The 21,116-nt window shown below is 31.8% G+C and carries 23 protein-coding genes; 6 read left to right on the forward strand and 17 right to left on the reverse strand.

Translation table 11 applies throughout. The features are described from left to right. Nucleotides 1-2: 2 nt before the first annotated feature. The 8 genes from CKA54_RS03590 to CKA54_RS03625 form a co-directional block, all read right to left on the reverse strand. A complete protein-coding gene (locus CKA54_RS03590) occupies nucleotides 3-956 on the reverse strand; it encodes a chemotaxis protein (RefSeq protein WP_120760060.1) in 954 nt (317 codons plus the stop codon). Next, the gene (locus CKA54_RS03595) at nucleotides 956-1,678 is read right to left on the reverse strand and encodes a metallophosphoesterase (protein ID WP_120760062.1); all 723 of its coding nucleotides are present in this window, start codon (nucleotides 1,676-1,678) and stop codon (nucleotides 956-958) included. The genes CKA54_RS03590 and CKA54_RS03595 overlap by 1 nt, the downstream gene beginning before the upstream one ends. Beyond that, the gene (locus tag CKA54_RS03600; RefSeq protein WP_120760064.1) at nucleotides 1,675-3,414 is read right to left on the reverse strand and encodes a phosphoethanolamine transferase; all 1,740 of its coding nucleotides are present in this window, start codon (nucleotides 3,412-3,414) and stop codon (nucleotides 1,675-1,677) included. The genes CKA54_RS03595 and CKA54_RS03600 overlap by 4 nt, the downstream gene beginning before the upstream one ends. Then, nucleotides 3,414-3,899: a transcription elongation factor GreA gene (gene greA / locus CKA54_RS03605; protein ID WP_120760066.1), complete on the reverse strand. Its 486-nt coding sequence runs from the start codon at nucleotides 3,897-3,899 to the stop codon at nucleotides 3,414-3,416. The genes CKA54_RS03600 and greA overlap by 1 nt, the downstream gene beginning before the upstream one ends. A gap of 3 nt (nucleotides 3,900-3,902) precedes the next feature. Then, nucleotides 3,903-5,006 carry a lipid-A-disaccharide synthase gene (lpxB, locus tag CKA54_RS03610; RefSeq protein ID WP_120760068.1) on the reverse strand — a complete coding sequence of 368 codons (1,104 nt, stop codon included), beginning with the start codon at nucleotides 5,004-5,006 and terminating at the stop codon, nucleotides 3,903-3,905. Between the two features lie 78 nt (nucleotides 5,007-5,084). After that, nucleotides 5,085-5,663, reverse strand: a complete 579-nt coding sequence (locus CKA54_RS03615) for a cytolethal distending toxin subunit A (RefSeq protein WP_120760069.1) — start codon at nucleotides 5,661-5,663, stop codon at nucleotides 5,085-5,087. A gap of 9 nt (nucleotides 5,664-5,672) precedes the next feature. Then, nucleotides 5,673-6,479: a cytolethal distending toxin subunit B family protein gene (locus CKA54_RS03620; RefSeq protein WP_120760071.1), complete on the reverse strand. Its 807-nt coding sequence runs from the start codon at nucleotides 6,477-6,479 to the stop codon at nucleotides 5,673-5,675. Between the two features lie 9 nt (nucleotides 6,480-6,488). Next, nucleotides 6,489-7,295 (reverse strand): RICIN domain-containing protein, encoded by an 807-nt coding sequence (locus CKA54_RS03625; protein ID WP_120760073.1) that lies wholly within the window; start codon nucleotides 7,293-7,295, stop codon nucleotides 6,489-6,491. 153 nt (nucleotides 7,296-7,448) lie between these two features. Here CKA54_RS03625 and pepT point away from each other — a divergent pair, with 153 nt between their 5' ends. After that, complete coding sequence (gene pepT, locus CKA54_RS03630) at nucleotides 7,449-8,681, forward strand: peptidase T (RefSeq protein ID WP_120760074.1); 1,233 nt, start codon at nucleotides 7,449-7,451, stop codon at nucleotides 8,679-8,681. Nucleotides 8,682-8,699: 18 nt separating this feature from the next. Here the strand turns inward: pepT and dcuC are convergent, their stop codons facing one another. Then, on the reverse strand, nucleotides 8,700-9,992 hold the full coding sequence (gene dcuC, locus CKA54_RS03635; RefSeq protein ID WP_120760076.1) for a C4-dicarboxylate transporter DcuC: 1,293 nt from the start codon (nucleotides 9,990-9,992) through the stop codon (nucleotides 8,700-8,702). A gap of 9 nt (nucleotides 9,993-10,001) precedes the next feature. After that, a complete protein-coding gene (pepE, locus tag CKA54_RS03640; protein ID WP_120760078.1) occupies nucleotides 10,002-10,706 on the reverse strand; it encodes a dipeptidase PepE in 705 nt (234 codons plus the stop codon). Between the two features lie 116 nt (nucleotides 10,707-10,822). On the opposite strand from pepE, the gene surE reads away from it, so the two are divergent. The 4 genes from surE to CKA54_RS03660 are packed head-to-tail and all read left to right on the forward strand — an operon-like array spanning nucleotide 10,823 to nucleotide 13,883. Then, on the forward strand, nucleotides 10,823-11,596 hold the full coding sequence (gene surE / locus CKA54_RS03645; RefSeq protein WP_120760080.1) for a 5'/3'-nucleotidase SurE: 774 nt from the start codon (nucleotides 10,823-10,825) through the stop codon (nucleotides 11,594-11,596). Next, on the forward strand, nucleotides 11,589-12,242 hold the full coding sequence (locus CKA54_RS03650; RefSeq protein WP_120760081.1) for a ThiF family adenylyltransferase: 654 nt from the start codon (nucleotides 11,589-11,591) through the stop codon (nucleotides 12,240-12,242). The genes surE and CKA54_RS03650 overlap by 8 nt, the downstream gene beginning before the upstream one ends. Nucleotides 12,243-12,302: 60 nt before the next feature. Further along, entirely contained in the window at nucleotides 12,303-13,049 is a 747-nt protein-coding gene (gene blaOXA / locus CKA54_RS03655; RefSeq protein ID WP_120760083.1) for an OXA-493 family class D beta-lactamase, read from the forward strand. 15 nt (nucleotides 13,050-13,064) lie between these two features. Further along, nucleotides 13,065-13,883: a CPBP family intramembrane glutamic endopeptidase gene (locus CKA54_RS03660; protein WP_172586666.1), complete on the forward strand. Its 819-nt coding sequence runs from the start codon at nucleotides 13,065-13,067 to the stop codon at nucleotides 13,881-13,883. On the opposite strand, the gene CKA54_RS03665 is transcribed toward CKA54_RS03660, so the two are convergent. From CKA54_RS03665 to CKA54_RS03675, 3 genes are read right to left on the reverse strand one after another with little or no spacing between them, the layout of a single operon-like run. Beyond that, nucleotides 13,880-14,584, reverse strand: a complete 705-nt coding sequence (locus CKA54_RS03665) for a methyltransferase domain-containing protein (protein ID WP_120760087.1) — start codon at nucleotides 14,582-14,584, stop codon at nucleotides 13,880-13,882. The genes CKA54_RS03660 and CKA54_RS03665 overlap by 4 nt on opposite strands. Then, nucleotides 14,569-15,195 carry a pimeloyl-ACP methyl esterase BioG family protein gene (locus CKA54_RS03670; protein WP_120760088.1) on the reverse strand — a complete coding sequence of 209 codons (627 nt, stop codon included), beginning with the start codon at nucleotides 15,193-15,195 and terminating at the stop codon, nucleotides 14,569-14,571. The genes CKA54_RS03665 and CKA54_RS03670 overlap by 16 nt, the downstream gene beginning before the upstream one ends. After that, nucleotides 15,192-16,316 (reverse strand): pyridoxal phosphate-dependent aminotransferase family protein, encoded by a 1,125-nt coding sequence (locus CKA54_RS03675; protein ID WP_120760191.1) that lies wholly within the window; start codon nucleotides 16,314-16,316, stop codon nucleotides 15,192-15,194. The genes CKA54_RS03670 and CKA54_RS03675 overlap by 4 nt, the downstream gene beginning before the upstream one ends. Before the next feature lie 127 nt (nucleotides 16,317-16,443). Here CKA54_RS03675 and CKA54_RS03680 point away from each other — a divergent pair, with 127 nt between their 5' ends. Next, nucleotides 16,444-17,712 carry an adenosylmethionine--8-amino-7-oxononanoate transaminase gene (locus tag CKA54_RS03680; RefSeq protein WP_120760090.1) on the forward strand — a complete coding sequence of 423 codons (1,269 nt, stop codon included), beginning with the start codon at nucleotides 16,444-16,446 and terminating at the stop codon, nucleotides 17,710-17,712. Here the strand turns inward: CKA54_RS03680 and bioD are convergent. The 4 genes from bioD to CKA54_RS07845 all read right to left on the reverse strand — a co-directional run bounded on the left by bioD (nucleotide 17,686) and on the right by CKA54_RS07845 (nucleotide 20,980). Continuing rightward, entirely contained in the window at nucleotides 17,686-18,258 is a 573-nt protein-coding gene (gene bioD / locus CKA54_RS03685) for a dethiobiotin synthase (protein ID WP_120760092.1), read from the reverse strand. The genes CKA54_RS03680 and bioD overlap by 27 nt on opposite strands. A 6-nt stretch (nucleotides 18,259-18,264) precedes the next feature. Beyond that, nucleotides 18,265-18,579 carry a multidrug efflux SMR transporter gene (locus tag CKA54_RS03690; protein ID WP_120760094.1) on the reverse strand — a complete coding sequence of 105 codons (315 nt, stop codon included), beginning with the start codon at nucleotides 18,577-18,579 and terminating at the stop codon, nucleotides 18,265-18,267. Further along, entirely contained in the window at nucleotides 18,579-18,926 is a 348-nt protein-coding gene (locus tag CKA54_RS03695; protein WP_120760096.1) for a multidrug efflux SMR transporter, read from the reverse strand. The genes CKA54_RS03690 and CKA54_RS03695 overlap by 1 nt, the downstream gene beginning before the upstream one ends. A 62-nt stretch (nucleotides 18,927-18,988) precedes the next feature. Beyond that, on the reverse strand, nucleotides 18,989-20,980 hold the full coding sequence (locus CKA54_RS07845) for a methyl-accepting chemotaxis protein (protein ID WP_120760097.1): 1,992 nt from the start codon (nucleotides 20,978-20,980) through the stop codon (nucleotides 18,989-18,991). Between the last annotated feature and the right edge of the window lie 136 nt (nucleotides 20,981-21,116).

The raw sequence follows: 21,116 nt of genomic DNA on the forward strand, positions 1-21,116 counted from the left end.
TTTTACTCCTCACCTTTTTCATGTTTTTTAATAACACGAGAAATTTCAGCAAAGAAATCACTTGCGTTAAATTTAACCAAATACCCTTCACCGCCTGCTTCTTTAACACCTTTATCACTCATAAATTCATTAGATAAAGAAGAGTTAAATACGATAGGGATATTTTTAAATCTCTCATCTTCTCTTACTTTAGCTGCAAAGTGGAAACCATCCATTTGTGGCATCTCTACATCGCTTACGATAATTCTTAGCTGCTTTTTCAAATCATCGCCATAAGTATTATGCAATTCTTCTAGTTTTTGCAGACCCTCTGCGCCATCTTTAGCCTCTACAACTTTTAAGCCGATTTTATTTAACAAGTCTTTTACGAGCTTTCTTGCAGTAGAGCTATCATCAAGCGCTAGTGCCATACCTTCAATTTTTTGGATTTTATCATCCTCAATATCAGTTTGCGGGGTATAAATTCCAAGTTCTTGCACAATGCTTTCTAAGTCTAAAATCAACAATACCTCATCGCCTTCGATTTTAGTTACACCTGTAATTTTACCCTTATCTAAACTACCTGCGCTTGTTGCAAAAGTAGCTGGCTCAATATTTTTCCAATTAATTCTGCGAATTCTTTTTGCCTCATGTACGATAAAACCGATTAATACATTACTAAACTCAGTAATGATTACCCTAGGTTTTATATTTGTCATTTCTGGTTCTTGAATTTGCATCCACTTAGCTAAGTTAATCACAGGAATTACCACACCACGAAGGTCAAAGATACCTTCAACATACTCAGGCACTCCTGGAATTTCAGTCAAGAAAGGAATTTTAATGATCTCTCTAACTTTAGAAACATTCACACCATAAATTCCCTCATAGACTTTATCTTGGCCTTGCTTAAAGATGCGAAAATCAACAAGTTCCATTTCATTTGAACCTGTTTTAACGACATTCTCATCAAACATTATGCCTCCTTAAGTTCTATTTTATGAAATCTGATTTCTGAACTGTATTCTACTATAAAAAAACTTTCCTTGTATGCAAAAGTGGGTAAATTTAGATATTTTACATCTTCTTCTTGCAAAAAAAGATCTTGATGATAATGTCCTTCGATCACAAAGGCAGCACCATAATGCTTTAGGCGCTCTTTCACCATAGAAGAAAAATGAGGAATTTTTCTAGTAAGCTGTTTTTTGTATTGTTTTTTTAAAATTGTTTGGGTGATTTTTTCTTTGCTAATGATGTTTAAAAAATTTAAAATGCGTAGTAAAAAAGAATTCCTTAAACTCTTCAAACAAAACTGTAAAAAAGGTTTTAAGAAGATATCCCCGTGAGCCAATTTTACCAGTGTATGATCTTGAAATTCACAAAGCACGGGTTGCTGGTTTATGTTAAAAACTTTCACTTTTTTAAAAAATTTAGCCAAATTAAAATCATGATTGCCTTCTAAATAAATGATTTCAATCTCATCGGCAAGTTCTTCAAGTAAATCTATATAAGCTTTTGCAAATTCATGCGTGGCTTTTACTTCATACACTAAAAGATCAAAAATATCACCCATTAAAAAAAGTTGAGGAGTTTGAAGTTTTTTTTGTTTTAAGGCTTGTAAAAACTCCCAAAAACCACGCCTATTCTCATTTTCATGCGCATCAGCAATAAAAATAGCCTTGTTTTTAATATAGATCAATATTTTGCTTTCTCATATTTTAATATTTTATCATAATCTGCTTCACCATTAAAAAATCTAATGCGATTAAGATTAAACTTTTCGCTTAATACATCTCTACTTTCTTCATAATCCTTAACTTGAATACCCCCAACGGTTGCCATTGTATGAATCAAATCATCTGTCATAAACAGTCTATCTTTGGCTTTGACTATTTTATTTAATAATTCTGGATTATTTTGTTTAAATTTATCACTAACTATAAAAAAGAACGGAATTTCAGCGGTAAATCTTGAAGTTACAAAATGTTCTGCTTTATCCCTGTACTCATAGACACTTTCACCATGATCACTAATATAAACAATAATCGCTTCCCTATCTTTAAACAAGTTAAAAACTTCATTAATAAAATAATCATTATAAAGAACTGCGTTTGCGTAGTTGGCTACCACTTTTTTTTCTTCGAGCCCAAGATTTCTATTGTTAATATTATCTGCATCAAATTTAGCATAGCTTTTATCATATCTTCTATCATACTTAAAATGCGTACCCATTAGCTGAATTACAAAAAAATCATAAATATTACTAGCATTTTTTATATATGGCAACATTGCACCATCTGGTTGTTTTGTAAAAATTTTATCATCTATGGTGAATTCATCCAAATATATAGTTTTATTAGCTCTACTAGCAACAGCTCGAGTTATACTAGTATGACCTGATAGGGGTTCGTGGTTAGATATAAACATGCTCTTATATTCCGCTAAATTATACAAATCCACTATATTTATTCTATCGTACCAATTTTTCTCATTTTCTATATTTGAGAAATTCATAACCCTTCTTAATGAAGCTTGAGTGCTTGCAAAAGGCGATATCGTGTCACTAAATTTAATCAAGTTTCCATTTTTTTCTAAAGTATCTAAATTTGGTGTAGTTTTTAAATCATAGCCATATAAACTCATATAATTTCTTTGAGTGCTTTCACCTACAATAAAAACCACACAAGGGATTCTTTTTTCAGATATAGTAGCTATGCTATTTTTATAATCATTTGCGATTTTCTCATAGTTTTTTAAATAAAAATTATAATCAGCCCAAATGCCATTTTCGCCATAATATCTTAAAAATTGTTCCGGAATATCAATAAAAAATGAAAAATTGATCTTATCAATCGAATTAACTCCTTGTTTTTTTATAAAATATCTATTAGCACAATCTAAAAACAGACCAACAATTATTAAAATATATATTATTTGAAATACTTTAATAGTGTTATCTTTTACATATTGTTTCAATTTTATTTTTTTGCAAAAATATAAAAATACACCTATCAAGACAATAAAAGCGAGACATAAAATAAAATATTTTTTATCAATATAGGTTTCTATAAATTCTAATGTTTCTTTTGGAGATATTTGTGAAAAAACATCTATAAACATAGGGTTGAATTTAGCAGAATAATTTACTAGCAAATAAGCTTGCAATATAAAAGCAATGATAGCATAAGCTGCTAAAAAATATACAATATACTTAGCTCTTTCTTTAAAAAAAAGAAAAAATATATGAATGATAAAAACTTCCAGTATAAACACTATAAATACATTTTTTATAGCCTTAAATATTACCCATTCATAAATTTCTCTTTCAAAGGTCAAATAACTCCACCATAGCGAAATACTTGTATCTAAAATAAAAATTAAAAAAATATACGGAAAATACTCAACGACAAAATCGAAATATCTTTTTTTTTGCATTAAAATTCCAAAGCTTTATATTCTATAGAGATGATTTCAAATTCACTTTCACCTTTTGGCAAACATACTTTAAAATCATCGCCTTCTTTTTTACCAAGCATTGCTTTAGCAATAGGCGAACTAATAGAAATATAACCTTTTTCTAAATTTCCTTCATTAACTCCTACTAAAGTATAGGTGCTTTGTTTTTCACTGTCTAAATCTTCTACTACCACAGTTGAGCCAAATTTCACGCTATCGTGCTCATAAGAAGATGGGTCGATGATTTGCGCTCTTGAGATCAAATCTCCAAGTTCTGCTATCTTGCCTTCTATGAAAGCTTGTTTTTCTCTAGCTGCGTGATATTCTGCGTTTTCTTTTAAGTCGCCATGGCTTCTTGCTATGTCTATTTCTTCTACCACTTTTGGACGTTCAACTTTTTTTAAATGCTCTAATTCTTTTTCTAATTTCTCATAGCCATATTTACTCATAGGTTCTTTTTGCATAATTTATCCTTGTTTGATTTCATAAAGTATTTTAGCCAAATTTTTTGCACTTGCAAATTGCAAATATTCTTTTAAAAAATCTACTTTATCAAAAAATGCCTTATAATCGTATTTAAGATAAGCTTGATGTAAATTTTTCACACTCACTTGCTCTTGTAAAAATTCAGGATTGAGCTCGCTTTTTCCTGCAAAATCTAAAAAAATATTTGCAAGGCCTATATGCTTAAGCTTCACGAAACATCTTGCGATAAATACATCAATAGCTTTAGCTTTATAAGCAAGCACAAAAGGCGTGCCAACCAAAGCCGCTTCAAGCGTAGCTGTACCACTACAAATAAAAGCAAAATCAGCATTTTTAAGCACTTTTGGGGTATTAGTTTGAATTTCAAAATTACTCACATTCCCGTAAATTTCTAGTCTTTTTAAATTAAACTCTGGCACACAAAGGATTTTTTTACCTTTAAATTTAGTGCTTAACTCTCTAAAAATAGGCATCAAACGCTTTATTTCGCTTTTTCTCGAGCCCGGTAAGAAAGCGATGACTTTTTCATCATCATTTTTTGAAAGTATAGAATTTACATCTTCTTGGCTTTTAAACTCTTTTATCTCATCTAAAAGTGGATGTCCTACATAAGTGCTTTTGCTAAAAAACTCACTATCAAAAGGCAAGATAGAAGCTAGCACATCAAAATGACTTTCTATGATAGGTATACGACCTTTTTTCCACGCCCAAACTTGAGGTAAGATATAATAAATTCTTTTTACTTTAGAATTTGCTTTTTTTAAAGCTTTTGCAAAAGGTATGTTAAAAGCGGGAGAATCTATACATAAAATCGCATCTATTTTTTGAGTAAGACTTAAATTTACTAGCTCTTTTATGGCTCTTTTAGCTTTTAAAATGAGAGGCAAAACCTCTATAAAACCCATAGCACTAAACTCATGTGAACTATAAAGTGGCTTGGAATTTAAACCAAATTCTTTACACAAACTCTCATCATAAATTCCCACTAGATTAAATTCTTTATACTCATTTTCATAAGCTTTTAAAACTTCTTTTAAATGCAAATTTGCTGAAGGCTCTAAGGCACAAACTAAAAAGGTTTTCATTAACTTACCTTACAATACAATTTAAAATATTCTAACAAATTTTAACTTAGAGTTTAAACCCGCAAAAGCGGGTTTAATTTAATAAAGCGGAGTTGCTTCAACGATAGCAGGGGTTAAAAACATTAATTCATAAAGTTCTAAAAATAAAGCTGGATCATCAAGAGTGCATTGTTGAATACCAAAGCGTTGTTCAATAGGAACTTGAGGGTTATTAAACACGACCATACACTCCCTACCTCCTAACACCAAAGATCGAATTTGTACCGCCGAAGTAGTTGTAGGCATGATAGAAAAAACTGTTTCTAATTTCCCATCTTTTAGATCTTCTTTGCAAGATTTTCCACCAAAAAAACCACTTTCTAAGATAGCCAAACACAAATCATCATTACTTGGGTTTGCAAATTGCACATAGCCAAAAGGTAATTTTTCGGCTAAAGTGTCTTTTTGCTTTAATTCATCACTTAATATAATTTCTCTCAAAATCCAATTTTGATCTTCTAATTTGTTAGAACTTTCTCTAAATGGACTTAAAGAAATACCCGTTTCTAAAGATCTTATGGCAAACATAGGAGTGAAATCTGGCAAATCTCCTTTTGATGGAGTTGCGCCAAAAACAAAACTTAAACTCATTAACATTAAAAAAACATATTTTTTCATCGCTTACTCCTAAAATCTTCTAAAATTTACCGGAAAGTGATCTGAAGCCAAAAAACTTCTAAGACCAGCTAATGCCAAAACAGCAGCAAAAGCAGGAGGGGTATAAAGTGCACCTTGATTTGAATTTCCTGTTACCGCATAGTCAATAACATTACCACTAGTCTGTGTAAATGAAGGCGGCGAAACGATATTAATGCGCGATCTTAAATCCGCATCAAGTAAGCCAAAAAGATTATTAGGAGTTCTGTTAAAATCACCCATAATCATCCAATTGATTTGTGGCATATTTCTAAAATGCATATCCACAGCACTTACAATAGCTCCTGCATCATTACCGCCTCTTGCTAAAGCATGGATACTAAAAAATACATCATTACCTATGCGAATTCCTATAATCGGTCTTGAAGCTACACTTGGAGGAGGCAAAACTATCACCTCATCAGCTTGCACTCTACTTACTATAGCCATATTCACACGATTAGCGCCAACATCTACTCTTGAGTAATATATAAAAACCGAATTAGGGCGTGATAAAGAACCCAAATTCCATTCATACTCATGAATTGGAATTCCCACTCCTACAGGTTGCACTTGTCTTGGAGTCATCATAGCAGTTGCTGGTAAAACCCCAGCTTCTTGCACAGCTAAGATATCCAAAGGATTATCTCCTGTCACTAATTGTCTTATACTGATATTCCACTTACTTTCGGTAGCTGCTGATGAACCTTGTAAATTCCATGTTCCTACATTATAATCATCTAAAGCACCAAAAACCAAACTTGCACTAAAAATAAAAGATAATATTATTTTTTTCATTATTTTCTCCTATTTTGCCATATAAGGCGTTTTTGCCGTAAAAGTCGGCACAGTAATGTACCATTGTCTATCTAAATTTTTCTCACCATGTTTTACACAATCACTTAAATATATATTGTAAAAACTAAAATTAAATTCTCGCATGACATCTTTTACAGGCGTTTGGATACACTTTTGAGTAGCAAAATTTTGAATTTGGAAAGACCCATTACTCATTGCAAAAAGTTTCCAAAACTGTGCATAGTTGCTTTGATCGCAAGGGTAGTGTACTATGCCATTTCCGTATGCATTTAAACAAGTGTTGGTTTTTGCATTTTTAATCATGACAAAATCATTTGGAAATTCAATAAGCTGCCAAACTCTTGCATCGCCAAAAGACTTGCTATTAAACAAACTATACCCCCAAATCCAATTACCAGGTGCTAAAGCCCATACAGTTAACGCAGCTCCATTAGGATTCATAATGGTTACAAAATCGCTTGGAAATCCTCTGTTTTCAAAAACTGAAGCATCATTAAAACTTCCGTTTGCTTTTAATCTTGGAGTAGGACCTTTGATAGCATTATTTCCTTTAAAGGTATTTGTTTTTATTAGTGGTGGCTCTAAAGGCACAGCCGGAACTAAATTTTTACCTTCAACCAAAGCAGGTGTTTTTTGTTTTGCTGGTGGCGTAGGATTTACCCCTATATTCAAAGGATCTCCATCATCTATCGCACCAAAAGAACGACCTAAAGGATTAATTTGCTCATTAAAAGAACACCCTATAAAGAATGTCATCATTGCACTCAATATCATTACAAATTTTATTTTTTGCATATTCTCTCCTTTTATAAAAAAGTATAAATATATTAGCATATTTTTACTACTTTAGTAGTAAAAGCACCATCTTTAAAATCTTTTTTTAACTTTATAAAATATTTAAAAAATGAATTGTTATAATTTTCTAAATTTCAATCATAAGGAAATATTATGGATATTGTTCAAAGATTTATAAACTATACCAAGATTAACACCACAACAAGCAGAGAAAATGGAGCTAAAGGCATCATGCCATCAAGTCCCAACCAAATGGAACTTGCAAAATTACTTGAAAAAGAACTACAAGAACTAGGTTTAAACCACATCAAAAGAAGAGAAAACACTATCACAACAGCTCTTTTACCAGCCAACACTCCAAATGCTCCTAAAATAGCCTTTTTTGCACACTTAGACACAAGTATGGAGCAAAGCAATGACACCAAAGCGCAAATCACCAAATATGAAGGCGGAGATATATGCTTAAACAAAGATTTAGATCTTTATTTAAAAGAAAGTGAATTTAAAGAACTTAAAAACTACATAGGAGATGATATCATTCATACTGATGGCACAAGCTTGCTCGGAGCAGATGACAAAGCAGCCATTGCAGCCATCATGGATATGCTTGAGTTTTTTGTTAAAAATCCTGATATAAAACATGGTGATATTTATGCTTGCTTTCTACCTGATGAGGAGCAAGGTTTAAGAGGAGCTAAAGCCTTTGATATCAAAGAAATTGACGCTGACTTTGGTTACTGTTTAGATTGCTGCGGAATTGGTGAGTTTATTTATGAAAACTGGAATGCAGGAGATTGCGAAGTGGAATTTATAGGCAAATCCGCCCATCCTATGAGTGCCAAAGGAAAACTAGTCAATTCTTTGCTTTTAGCACATCAATTCATCTCTATGCTTCCAAAAGGAGAAGCCCCTGAATATACAGAAAATAAAGAAGGTTATTTTTGGGTTAAAGAACTCAAAGGAAATAGTGCTAAAACTACCTTAAAAATTGACGTTAGAGAGTTTGACGATGAAAAATACAAACAAAGAATGCAATTTTTGCAAGATCTAAATGATAGCTTCAAAAAACTATATGGAGAAGAAAGAATAAACATTAAATTAAATGATCGTTATAAAAATGTCTTTAATAGTCTAAAAACAACCGAGTCTTTACCTATCAAACTCGCTCTACAAGCTTATGAAAATTTAAACATCAAAACCAAAATCATTCCTATGCGAGGAGGATATGATGGGGCCGTACTTTCAGAAAAAGGCCTGCCTTGCCCAAACATCTTTACCGGAGCACATAATTTTCACTCTATTTATGAGTATTTGCCTGCTAAATCTTTAAAAGCAGCAAGTAAAGTTATACAAGAAATCATCATTCTAGCTGCTAAATCAATTTAAGCCTTAAAAGGCTTAAATTTATAATAGCACAAAAGCGATCACAACAACCGAGACAACACAACCTAAAGCAGTTCTTTTTACAATCTCTAAAGGACTTACACCTGCTATAGCTGAAACAATAATGCAAGCTCCTAAAATAGGCGAAAGATATCTTCCAAGTACTGCGGACATCGCCACTGCAGTGCCAAGTTTTACTTGATCAAAACCAAGATCTTGCGCATGGATAGTCACAGCTTTGTTAAACGCCATAGCAGCAGCATCACCACTACCTGTTACCATAGCCATTAAAAACGGTATAAAAGTACCACCAAAACGCACATAATGCTGCTCATTTTTAAGCCATTCTATAATAACATCAATCACCCCACAAGCTTTCAAACCAGCAACAAAAACACTTGCAGCTATAATAATCCCTATAATCTCCGCATAAGATTTTCCCATACCGTTAAAAAATTCTTTAAAAATATTATCAGGCTTACTCATTGTTACCACCAAAGCCACGATCGCCCCCAAAAGCATAGCTTCAGCAACTCCAACTTGTTTTGTCCATGCTAAAAATTCATATTCATGCAAAGGACTTGCGCCTATGATCAATACAACCAAAGGCACCAAAGGCATTAGTGCATAAAATACATTTACTTTTTCAATATCTTCTTGATTTTTGTTGTGATTGGCTGCTTCAAAAACTTGCCCTTTTTGATAATCCTTAAAAAATACCGCCATAACCATTAAAGAAACCATCACAATCACTCCTGCTGTTAACGCATTAGGGGTTTGAGTTAAAACAATCTCTTGGATATTTTTCCCTGAAATTTCTGAAATCAAAGCCGTATGTGATACACCTGGACTTAAAATTCCTCCTATAGTTCCACAAAGCACAGTTGCTGCTGCCATAGCAGGTTTTATACCCGAAGCCATTAAAAGCGGTATTAAAGTTGCACCAACCGCAGCTGCACATCCTGCGGCTGAAGGTATAGCAATAGCAATAAAAAAAGTCACCATAAAAGCGAGTGGGATTAAGAAAAATCCTACATTTTTTAAAGGTGCTGTGAGTAGTTTCACCAAATGCTTATCACATTGAGTTACTTTCATCACGAAAGCAAAACCCATACTTGCACAAATTGCTTTAATCAAAGCAGGCTGCACCATAGCATGCGTAAAAGCACTTAATGCTTCAATAGGTTTAAAAGAAATCAAACACAAAATAAAACCAACGCTAATTAAAGCTGTTTTTGTTTCTACCTTTTTTATTAGCAAATACACAACCGCCACAACCCCAAAAACTGCAGCCAAAAGATAAAAAGTTTGCATTTTTCTCCTTTATACTTTAACGATTTGATTGGTTTTTAGATATTCCACATTAAAAGGATGGCTTAGTTTCAATACATCATGATAACCTACAATTTCTAAGCTATCATCTTGCATTTTTAAAGCAGAACCTTCTGGTATAGCATAAACAATGTCTTTTGGATTAGTCAGCAAAAACTCCTCCAAACGCTCTTCTCTACTTTCGCCATTGTGTCCGGGAATTTTTCCACTAATAAAATGCGGATTGATTTGATAAGGAAAAACTCCTAAACTATCAAAGCTTTTTGGCATGATTATAGGCATATCATTGGTTGTTTTTATGCTAAGTCCTGCGATGTTAGATCCTGCACTCCAACCTATATAACAAGCTCCATTTTGAATACGCTCTTTTAAAATTCCAAGCAAATCATTTTCATACAGTTTATGTAAAAGCATAAAACTATTGCCCCCGCCTACCAAAAAAACTTTTGCATTTAAAATCGCTTCTTTTAAATTTTCAAAATGATGTAAAGATTTGATATTGTCTTTTTTCAAACCCTCTTTTACCCTAGCTTCATAAGCATCATAAGTTCTTCTAACTCCTGCATAAGGGATAAAAAGAATTTCCTCATCAATCATAGAATTTTCTTTTAAAAAATCATCTATAAATTCTCTAGTATGGCTTAAATACGTGCTATCTTTGTAACCTGAAGCACTAAATAGTAAAAGTTTTGACATCACTATTCCTTTGATTTTATTTAAACAGTAATTTTAATATTTAAAAAATGAAAAAACAATATAGAGATAAAAATTATTGTATTACTTGTGTTAAAATTGAAACAAAAGGAAGAAAAATGAAAGAAATTTTAATAACAAACGATGATGGCTATGAAAGTGAAGGTCTAAAAAAGCTTATAAAAATGCTAAAAAAGCATTTTAAAGCTAAAATCACCATTGTAGCTCCTGCTAGCGAAAAATCAGCATGCTCGCATGCCATAACACTGACTAAACCATTAAGGTTTCATAAAGTGGGCAAGAGATTTTACAAACTCGATGATGGCACACCTGCTGATTGTATTTACCTTGCTTTGCATGCTTTATATAAAAAACGCTTGCCTGATCTTGTCATTAGTGGGATCAATAAAGGTGCCAATGTAGGCGAAGATATAACCTACTCAGGTACTTGCGCAGGAGCAATGGAAGCTGTACTTCATGGAATTCCTGCCATTGCTTTGTCTCAATTTTATCAGGATAACCAAAAAGAACTTGATTTTAAATTAGCATTAAAACTTACCAAAAAAATTGTTAAAAACATTTTCGATCATGGTTTTCCTTTAGACAAAAAAGAATTTCTAAATATCAATTTTCCTTCTAGCAAGACAGCTTTTCAAGGCATAAAAGTATGTAAAGCAGGGAAAAGAATTTATAGCTATGAAGCACACTCTAACACCAACCCAAGAGGAGTGGAGTACTACTGGCTAGCTGCTGCTAATCTTGACCATGAAAATGAAAAAAATTCAGATATAGCACTTTTAAAACAAGGTTATGCTACAATCACGCCTATAATGCTTGATCTCACAGCTTATAAGCAAATAAAAAATCTCAAAAAATGGATAAAGAATGGATAGATACACGCGTATAAAATGGCTTATTAATGAAGAAAATTTTGCTCAAATTCAAAACACTAAGGTTTTAGTTTGTGGCTTAGGTGGAGTTGGTGGAATTTGCACAGATGCACTTTTTAGAAGCGGTTTTAGTGATTTAACTTTAATCGATGCAGATAGATTTGAAACAACTAATCAAAACCGCCAACTTCATAGCGAAAACATAGGCGAAGAAAAAGCTAAGGTTTTTGAACGTATTTACAACGCCAAAGGTATAGTGAGTAAAATCGACAATGAATTTTTGCAAAGTTTTAATCTAAGCGAGTTTGATCTTATCATCGATGCAATCGATGATATACCCGCTAAAGTTGCCTTAGCTAACTTGGTTGATTTAAAAAAGCAAATTTTTATCTCATCAACTGGTGGAGCTAGAAAACTTGATCCAACACGCATTAAAACCACAAGTATCTTTAAAACACACGGTGACGCTCTAGCTAAAAAATTCCGCTATGAGCTTAGAAAATCAGGCTTTAAAGGGGATTTTGATGTGGTATTCTCAGATGAAGAAGCTCATTGTAAAGAACTTGGTTCATTTATGGGCGTAACAGCTTCTTTTGGACTTGCTCTAGCTTCTTTAGCCTTAAGAAAAATACTCAACAAAAAAGCTTGATTGCAAGATTTGAATTTTAAAATCAAGCTTTAATTATAAATAACACAATGAGGCTTAACAATGAAAAAAATATTTTTGCTTTTTAGTCTTTTTTGCTCTTTTGTTTTGGCAAATGAAAATTTAAAAGATCTTTTTGAAGATTACAATGAAAGTGGAGTTTTTATAGCTTATGATGGTAAGAATTACTATAGCAATGATTTTAAAAAAGCAAGCAAACGCATTTTACCTGCCTCTACTTTTAAAATTTTTAACACCCTAATTGCACTAAATGAAGGCGTTGTAAAAGATACTAGTATAATTTTTTATCATTACAAGGGAGAAGAAGTTTTTCTCCCTTCTTGGAAAAATGATGCAAATTTAGCCCTAGCCATGCAAAGATCTCAAGTTCCTGCTTATAAAGAACTAGCTAGAAAAATAGGCTTAGAAAAAATGCAAAAAAACTTAAACAAACTCAATTACGGCAATCAAAAAATAAGCAAAATAGATGAATTTTGGCTTGATAATTCTTTGCAAATTAGCCCCAAAGAACAAGCTAGTTTGCTTTTTAAACTTGCCAATTTAACACTAGATTACCCTAAACATATACAAGAAGAAGTGATTAATATCATCAAGTTAAAAGAAAATGATCACTATGAACTTTTTGCAAAAACAGGTTGGGGTCTTAGACAATATGGACAAATCGTAGGTTTTATAAAAAGTAAAAAAAGTAACAAAATTTACGCTTTTGCTTTAAGTATGAATATAAGTGATTTTAACAAGCTTTATCTAAGAGAAGAAATAGTACAACTGTATCTAGATCAATTATAAAAAGGATTTTATATGATGGCTTTAAGCACTCATCTTTTTTTAGCTATTTCTTTGGTGTTGCTTTCACTTGATAAAGCTAAAATATCGTATTTATTTTTACTCTTTTCACTTTTACTAGGATATATGTTTAACATTATAAACGCAACCTTTATAATGATTAATGTATTAGTTTTTATCATAGCTATATTGTATCAGTATAAAAAATTTTTCATACTTGAAGTAGCTTTATTTATCTATGCTTTGGCTTTATTTCTTCATTTTATCCCAGGCGTAAATAACATCAAAGTCTTAGATCAAGTCTATGCAAGCGCAAATAGTGCACCTTTTAATCTTTACTTTAGCATTGATAAACCCCTAGGTGTTTTTATACTTTTTTTACTTTTTCCAGTTTTATTTAAAAACACAAACTACACCAAAGCTTCAGTGTTAAAATGGGGTTTGTTATTTTTATCTCCTATTCTTTTACTATGTGTACCTTGGTATTTAGGCGTAATCAAGCTAGAAATCAGCTTACCATCATGGATTTTGTATTTTTTATTTTCAAACCTTTTATTGGTGGCTTTAGTAGAAGAAGCTTTTTTTAGAGGTTATCTCCAACAAAGACTTACGCAGTTTATCCACCCCAACCTTGCCTTACTAATCGCAAGCATAGCTTTTGGACTAGTGCATTATAAAAGCGGTGTTTTGATGATTGTATTTGCTAGTATAGCGGGTTTGATTTATGGTTTAGCTTATAAGTATTCAAAAAGCTTATGGAGTAGTGTATTGTTTCACTATGGTTTAAATTTAATCCATTTGGTATTTTTTACCTATCCTTTTTACCTAAAACACTAATGGTTATGTTTTTCAAGTAAAAAAAACATAGGGTGATAAGTCAAGGTATTTTGAAATTCTTTTTCATAGTTTTTTAAAAATGCCTTGCTTATGAAAAATTTATCACTCAAAGCATTTACCCCGCTTAATTTCAAATGTCTAAAAAGTTCTAAAGTATGATCAAATTTTAACTCTTTTAATTCTTCTTTTGCTTTTATGATCTTAAATTTTTTAGAAAGCTTTTGTGCAATTTGCTCTAAAGTTAAATATTCAAGTGATAATTTGGCGCTTTGTTTTATTTGAGTGAAATTTTTTTCTCCAAAAGTAGAAAAAAGCAAAACCCCATTTTGATTTAACATACTTGCAAGATTTTCTAAAAGCTCATCTATCTTTAGCCACTGCATACAAGCATTTGAAGCTATAAGATCAAATTTTTTCGTATAAAAATGATGATTTTTAAGTTCATTCATATCAAAAACACCAAATTCATCAAACTTACAAGGATTTTCAAAAGGATAAATATCATTTAAAAAATAATGCTTAAATTTAATACACTCTTGCAAGATCTTACTAAAATCCCCTACCCCACAGCCAAATTCAAACACCGCTTCAAAATCGCTCAAATCATTCTCAACAAGCATTTTACAAAGCTCTTTAGCCATGTCTTTTTGCACAGGTGTATTTGCGCTATAAGTGTCTTTTGCTCTTATGAAAGTTTGCAAAGTGCTTCCCAAGTGCGGTATTTAAAAAATGCAAAATGTGGTTCATCGACAAACATTGCCTTTTCTTTGAAAAAATGAAAAGCATGCTTTGGCGGAAAGATTTTATCATCTTTACTGATTATGGCTTTATCCCAAGTGAAATTTTCATTTAAGTCTTTAGTGCAAAACTCATATAAACTTAGAAGTTCTGCTTTTAAATGCTCGTTTTTTTCAAAGTAAAATTCATCACTTAAACTCATTCTTTTTTCAAATAAATTCGCTTTAAAATCTTCCAAGGCAAATCTTTTCATCGTTAGTTTAAAAATGGCTTTTTTGATCCCAAATTCATCATCTATAGGTAAATTGGTGCCATTTATGGCTATTTTTTTATCAAATTTTATATCTTTTAAAATTTTACTCGCTACACAAACTCCCATAGAAAAGCCAATAAGAGTGATTTTTTCAAATTTATTAAGATCAAATTCCCAATCAAAACTCGTATAATCATATGCCATTAAAACATTTACATCACTTTTTAAATGTGCAAAATGACTAAAATGCGAGCAAAATCCTGAAAAAAATAAAATCAACTCAGATGAATTGGCATTTTCATGTAAAAAATGAGTTTTCAAAGTACCTCCAAAACCTTTTCTAAGTCTTTTTTCACTAGCCCAGCATGCAAAGAAAAGCGAATTCTAGCTGTATTTTTAGCCACGGTTGGCTCTTTAATAGCAGGTGCAAAAACACCATTTTCTAAAAGCTTTTGTGAAATTTCACTAGCTAGTGCATTTTGCCCTAAAATAAAAGAGATGACATAAGCATCACCTAAAACTAAACCTTTACTTGCTAAAACATTTTTAAACCAAGTGCTTAACTCTAAAAGCTCTTTTCTTTGAGTGTTAAATTCATGCAAATGCTTAAAAACATGCAAAGTCCAAGCTACATTGATAGGTGCAATGGCAGTTGAGTATATAAAAGCTCTTGCTTTGTTGATAAAAAAATCTTTTTCATCACTTATCATGCAAGCTCCCATAGAAGCTATAGCCTTGCCAAAGGTAAAAACTAAAAAATCCACTTCCTTTTCTAAGCCCAAAAATTTCACATAACCCAAACCATCATCATTAAAACACCCTATGCTATGAGCTTCATCGATGTAAATTTTGATATTTTTAAACTCTTTTTTCAAGCTTACAAATTCTTTTATAGGTGCAAAATCCCCATCCATGCTAAATAGCGCTTCACTTATGATGATGATATTTTCAAATTCTTTATAATGCTTTTGCACTAAGCTTTGTAAATGCTTTGTATCATTGTGCTTAAATCTTATAAATTTAGCCCCACCAAGCCTTAAACCATCGATGATACTTGCATGTACTTGCTTATCTGCTAAAAATAAAGTATTTTTAATGCTTGCTAAAGCTTGCAAACAGCTTACATTTAAAGCATAGCCATTGTTAAAATGCAAGATTTTTCTGCCTAACTTAGCTTCTAAAAAACTTTCAAATTCATCAAAAATCGCATAATTTCCACTCAAGCTTCTTGAACTTGAACTAGAAAATTCAAATTCTTTTAAATGCATTAAAAAATCTTGCTTTAATGCTTTTTCATTGCTTAAATTTAAATAATCATTGCTCGCTAAATTCAGCAATTTTTGCTCATTGTAAACGACATATTTTCCCTCATGTTTTAATGAGCGTAGAATTCTAAAATTATCTTGTTGTTTTAACTCATCTAAAATTTGTGCAATTTGCATACTCAACCTATTGTTACTATTTAAATATTCAATTATACAAAAAATGTTAAAAGAAGTGATTGCTATTTTTAGATAACACATAAACTTAAATGTAGTATCATTAGCAATAAAAATCAAAGAAGTAAAAATGAATTTAAAAGAACTAGACTTAAAACACATTTGGCACCCTTGCACGCAAATGAGCGATCATGAGTTTTTACCTTTAATACCTATAAAAAAAGCCAAGGGAGTATATTTGTATGATTTTGATGAAAAATCCTACATAGACTGCATTAGCTCTTGGTGGGTGAATATCTTTGGCCATTGTAATGAATACATCAATGAAAAAATCAAAGATCAACTTCAAAGTTTAGAGCATGTCTTACTTGCTGGCTTTTCACATGAGCCTATCATAAAGCTTTCACAAAGACTTTGCAAGCTTTTACCTTTTGATAAATGCTTTTTTGCAGACAATGGTAGTTCAGCCATAGAAGTGGCTTTAAAAATGAGTTTTCAATACCACTTAAACAATGGCTCTAAAAAGGATAAATTCTTATCACTTAGCAATTCTTACCATGGAGAAACCTTAGGTGCATTAAGCGTTGGCGATGTAGCACTTTATAAAAAAACCTATGAGCCTTTACTTTTAAAAAGTATCACAACGCCTGTGCCAACAAGCAAGGACTATACAAAAGAACTTGAAATTTTAGAAAACATTTTAAAAAATCATCATCATGAAATTTGTGCTTTTATACTTGAACCTTTACTTCAATGTGCGGGCAATATGCATATGTATGAGCTTGGGTATTTAAATGAGGCGGTTAAACTTACTAAAGATTATGATGTGCAAGTGATATTTGATGAGATAGCCACAGGTTTTGGACGTACAGGAAAGATGTTTGCGCTTGATTATTGCTCACAAAGTATTGATTATATATGTCTTTCTAAAGCTATCACGGGTGGGTATTTACCCCTTTCAGTAGTGCTTACTAAAGATGAAATTTATGAGAAATTTTATGATAGTTATGAGAGTCAAAAGGCCTTTTTGCACTCTCACTCTTACACGGGTAATGCCCTAGCTTGTGCAGCGGCTAATGCGACTTTGGATATTTTTGAAAAAGAAAATATCATCGCAAAAAATAAAATCAAAAGTGTTTTTATAAAAACTCAATGGGAAAGTTTAAAAGAATTTGATTTTTTAGGAAATTTTAGAAATTTAGGCATGGTAAGTGCATTTGACATACAAAAAAGCAAATACCAAAGAGCAGGACTTGAAGTCTTTCAAAGAGCCTTAGAAAAAGGCTTGCTTTTAAGACCACTTGGAAATACAATTTACTTCATGCCACCATATGTTATCAATGAAGATGAGATTGCTTATGTCATGCAATCTTTAAGAGAGATTTTCAAGGATTTTTGAAAGCTTTTCGCACACTTTATCATCAAATTCTATGATAGGAATTTTAGCATAGTTGCTTATAAAATCCTTGCTAAAATTATCTTGGCTTTTTAAGATTAAAGCAAGGATTTTAATATCTCTTTGTTTGAGTGCTTCTATGCTTAAAAGCGTGTGATTGATACTTCCTAGATAGTCTTTTGCAACTAAAATCGTAGGGTGCTTAAACGCACTCATATAATCAATCATCGTTTTTTCATCATCAAGAGGTGAAAAAAGCCCACCAGCTAACTCGATGATGAGTTTGTCACTTTGTGGAATTTGCATATCAAAGGCTTTGTAGTTTAAATTCTCTAAAATCCTACCTTTGTGCGGGGAAGCAGGGGTTTGCAAAAACACACCTTCTTTGAAAATCTTAGTTTTTGGGCTAAATTGAGCTATTGCCTCGCTATCTTTTGGTACACCTGCTTGAATAAGCTTAAAATAATTAAAGCCTAATTCCTTACAAAGTCTAGCACTTAGATAAGTTTTGCCAACATCTGTGTCTATACCACTAATGTATATTTTCATTTTAAACTATGAGAGTATTTTTAAACCCACAGTGCAAGCAATGATGAGAGCGATCAAAAAAAGCTTTAAAAAGCTTTTACTTTCTTTGTAAAAAAGTACTCCTATGATGACCCCACCTGCTGTTCCTGCACCTGTCCATATAGAATAAGCCACGCTCATAGCAATGTTTTGCATACTAAGGCTTAAAAAACCAAATGAAAAACCAAAACACACTATCAAAGCTAAAAGATAAAGCTTGTTTTTAGTGCTTACAAGCTGTTTCATGATAATCACACCAAAAATTTCAAAAGCAGTCGCTAAGAATAAAAAAAACCATTCCATTACTTAGTTTCCTTGCTGATGATCTTAAGGCCTATAATGCTTAAAAGCAAAATGGCTATTAAAGCAAGCTTGGTAATGGAAGTTGGTTCATTAAAAATAAACATCTCATTAAGCACCACTCCAACTGTACCAATACCCACAAAAACACTATAAGCAATACTCACTTCAAGTCTCTCGCAAGCTTTTAAAAAACATGTAAAAGATATACACACCCCAATGGCTGTTAAAGCATAATGCCAAATTTCAGTTGAGTATTTTAGCCCACTTACCCAAAAACACTCAACCAAGCCACCCAAAATCACCATAAACCAACCAAAATTAGAGCTTATTTTTGTTCGTTCTATCATAATCTACCTTTTTTCAAAACTGCAAATTATAACTAAAATTACAAAACATAAGCTCTTTGGAGTTAAATTTTTTTACTTTCAACCTCTTTGAGTATAGATTGAGAGATGTTTCCAACTGCTTTGGTAGCTTCATTTGTGAAATTTGCAATTTCTACATTTTCTTTTGTCACACTTTCTAAATTGACAATTGCATCATTAATCTGTGTAATACTTTGAGTTTGTTCTTGCATTGAACTAGATACATCATTCACACTTTGCACTAAAATATTTACATTAGCTTCAATCTCTCCTAAACTTTTTTCAGTTTTTTCGGCTAAATGACGCACCTCATCAGCTACTACCGCAAAACCTCGACCATGCTCACCCGCACGCGCAGCTTCAATAGCAGCATTTAAAGCAAGCAAATTAGTTTGATCTGCTATATCTTTAATCACATTAACAATTTCTTTGATATTATCTGCTTGTGTTGCAACCTCTTTGGTTTTATCGCCTACATTTTGCATAGAGATGTTGATCTGATCTACCGCGTGAATGGATTTTTCAAGCGACTGTGACTGAGAGTGTGTCCCATCTACTAGTTTTTGCATTGATTCTTCTAATTTTACACTTTGTAAAGTTAGTTCTTTTGCAAACGTAGAAGATGAAACAAGCATTTTTTTAATCTCTTCGCCCAGTACATTAGTAGTAACCTCTACATTACCTTTTGCGTTTTGAACCTGTGTAGAAAAATCTAACGCCTTGTAGCTATCAAGCACTCGATCAAGCTCATTGATATTTGATCCTATTTTCTCTTCTAGAATATCAAGTAATTCATTTAACACGTTTTTCAATTCCATTAGCTGAGGATTTATAGGATTATTATCAATTCTAACAGATAAATCTCCAAGCTCTATTTCTTTTAATTTTTGAACACTTTCAGCAACTGCCTCTTGATCTTTATGCAAGTTGTTTTGAGTGTTTACAATGCTTTGACTGATTTCACGCGCTATAACTGAAAATTCATCATTGCCTTTGAGACTAATTTCCATCAAATCCATTTTCTTTTTATAATTTAGACTATCAAAAAAGCTTTTTAATGTATTTTGTATAATGATGATTTTTTTTAGAAAATGATCTATCATACCACCCAAAATAGCAATAATAACGATCACAAATATCACTCCAAAAATAATCTGCGTAACAAGCAATTTATCAAAAACATCATCATAATCTTTTAAAGAATTTGCAGAACACAACATCATTTCATTGGCTGTATTTAAACACACCGCAACGCGTTGATCACCTTTTAAGGTGTATTTTATTAAATCAGTTGGTGTGTTAGGTGCTGCTTTAACTTCTTTTACAAAAGATTTAATCGCATCTGCCATTTCTTTTTCTTTATTTAAATCAATATCCCCCGAAGAATGAGCGATCAAATTTCCATTATTATTGATTAAAAAAACACTATTGCTTGGAGTTATTTTTAACCCCTCAAAAGCTTTACGCATATCATCAAGAAAAACCTCTCCTGCCAACACTCCTACAAATTTTCCATCTATTTCAAGAGGCGCAGTGATCGAAACGACCATCTTTTTTGTAACTACATCTAAAAAAGGATCAGAGATATTTATCATTTTGGTATCTTTTGTAAGTTTATACCACGCTCTTGTTCTAGCATCAAAACCATCTTTTTCTTGATTTAAAATAAAATATTTACCTTTAGAATTCATATCTACATCAATCAAGCTTCCATCTTTTTCATAACCTACATAAATAGCCGTAAAAGAATACAAGGTAAAAACATGCTCTAAAAACTTGGCAAGACCTTCCTCTCCAACATCTTTACTAGCAACAATAGCTTTTGCTATTTTATCTATATTTTCTTTTCTTGAATTAAAATAAAGCTCGATGAAACTTTTACCATTTTTCACACTTTCTTGTTTTCCGTGAGTAATGCTTTGTAAAATATCTCTTTTAGAAGAATGATAATTTATTCCTACAAAAATCCCAAAGCCTATACACAAGATCAAAGCTGTAAGCATAGAAATTCTTCTTGCGATAATCGTTTTAAACATTAAAAAACCTCCATAAAATGTAATAATTGATAAACATTGTAATGTAATTATTAAAAATTTCTTGATTTATATTAATAAAACAGAAAAAATATAAATATTTTGTTTTAAATTTTCACATTTTATTATATAAATTAAT

Origin of the sequence: Campylobacter sp. P255 (genome assembly GCF_003627915.1) — a bacterium.
Lineage (GTDB): Bacteria > Campylobacterota > Campylobacteria > Campylobacterales > Campylobacteraceae > Campylobacter_D.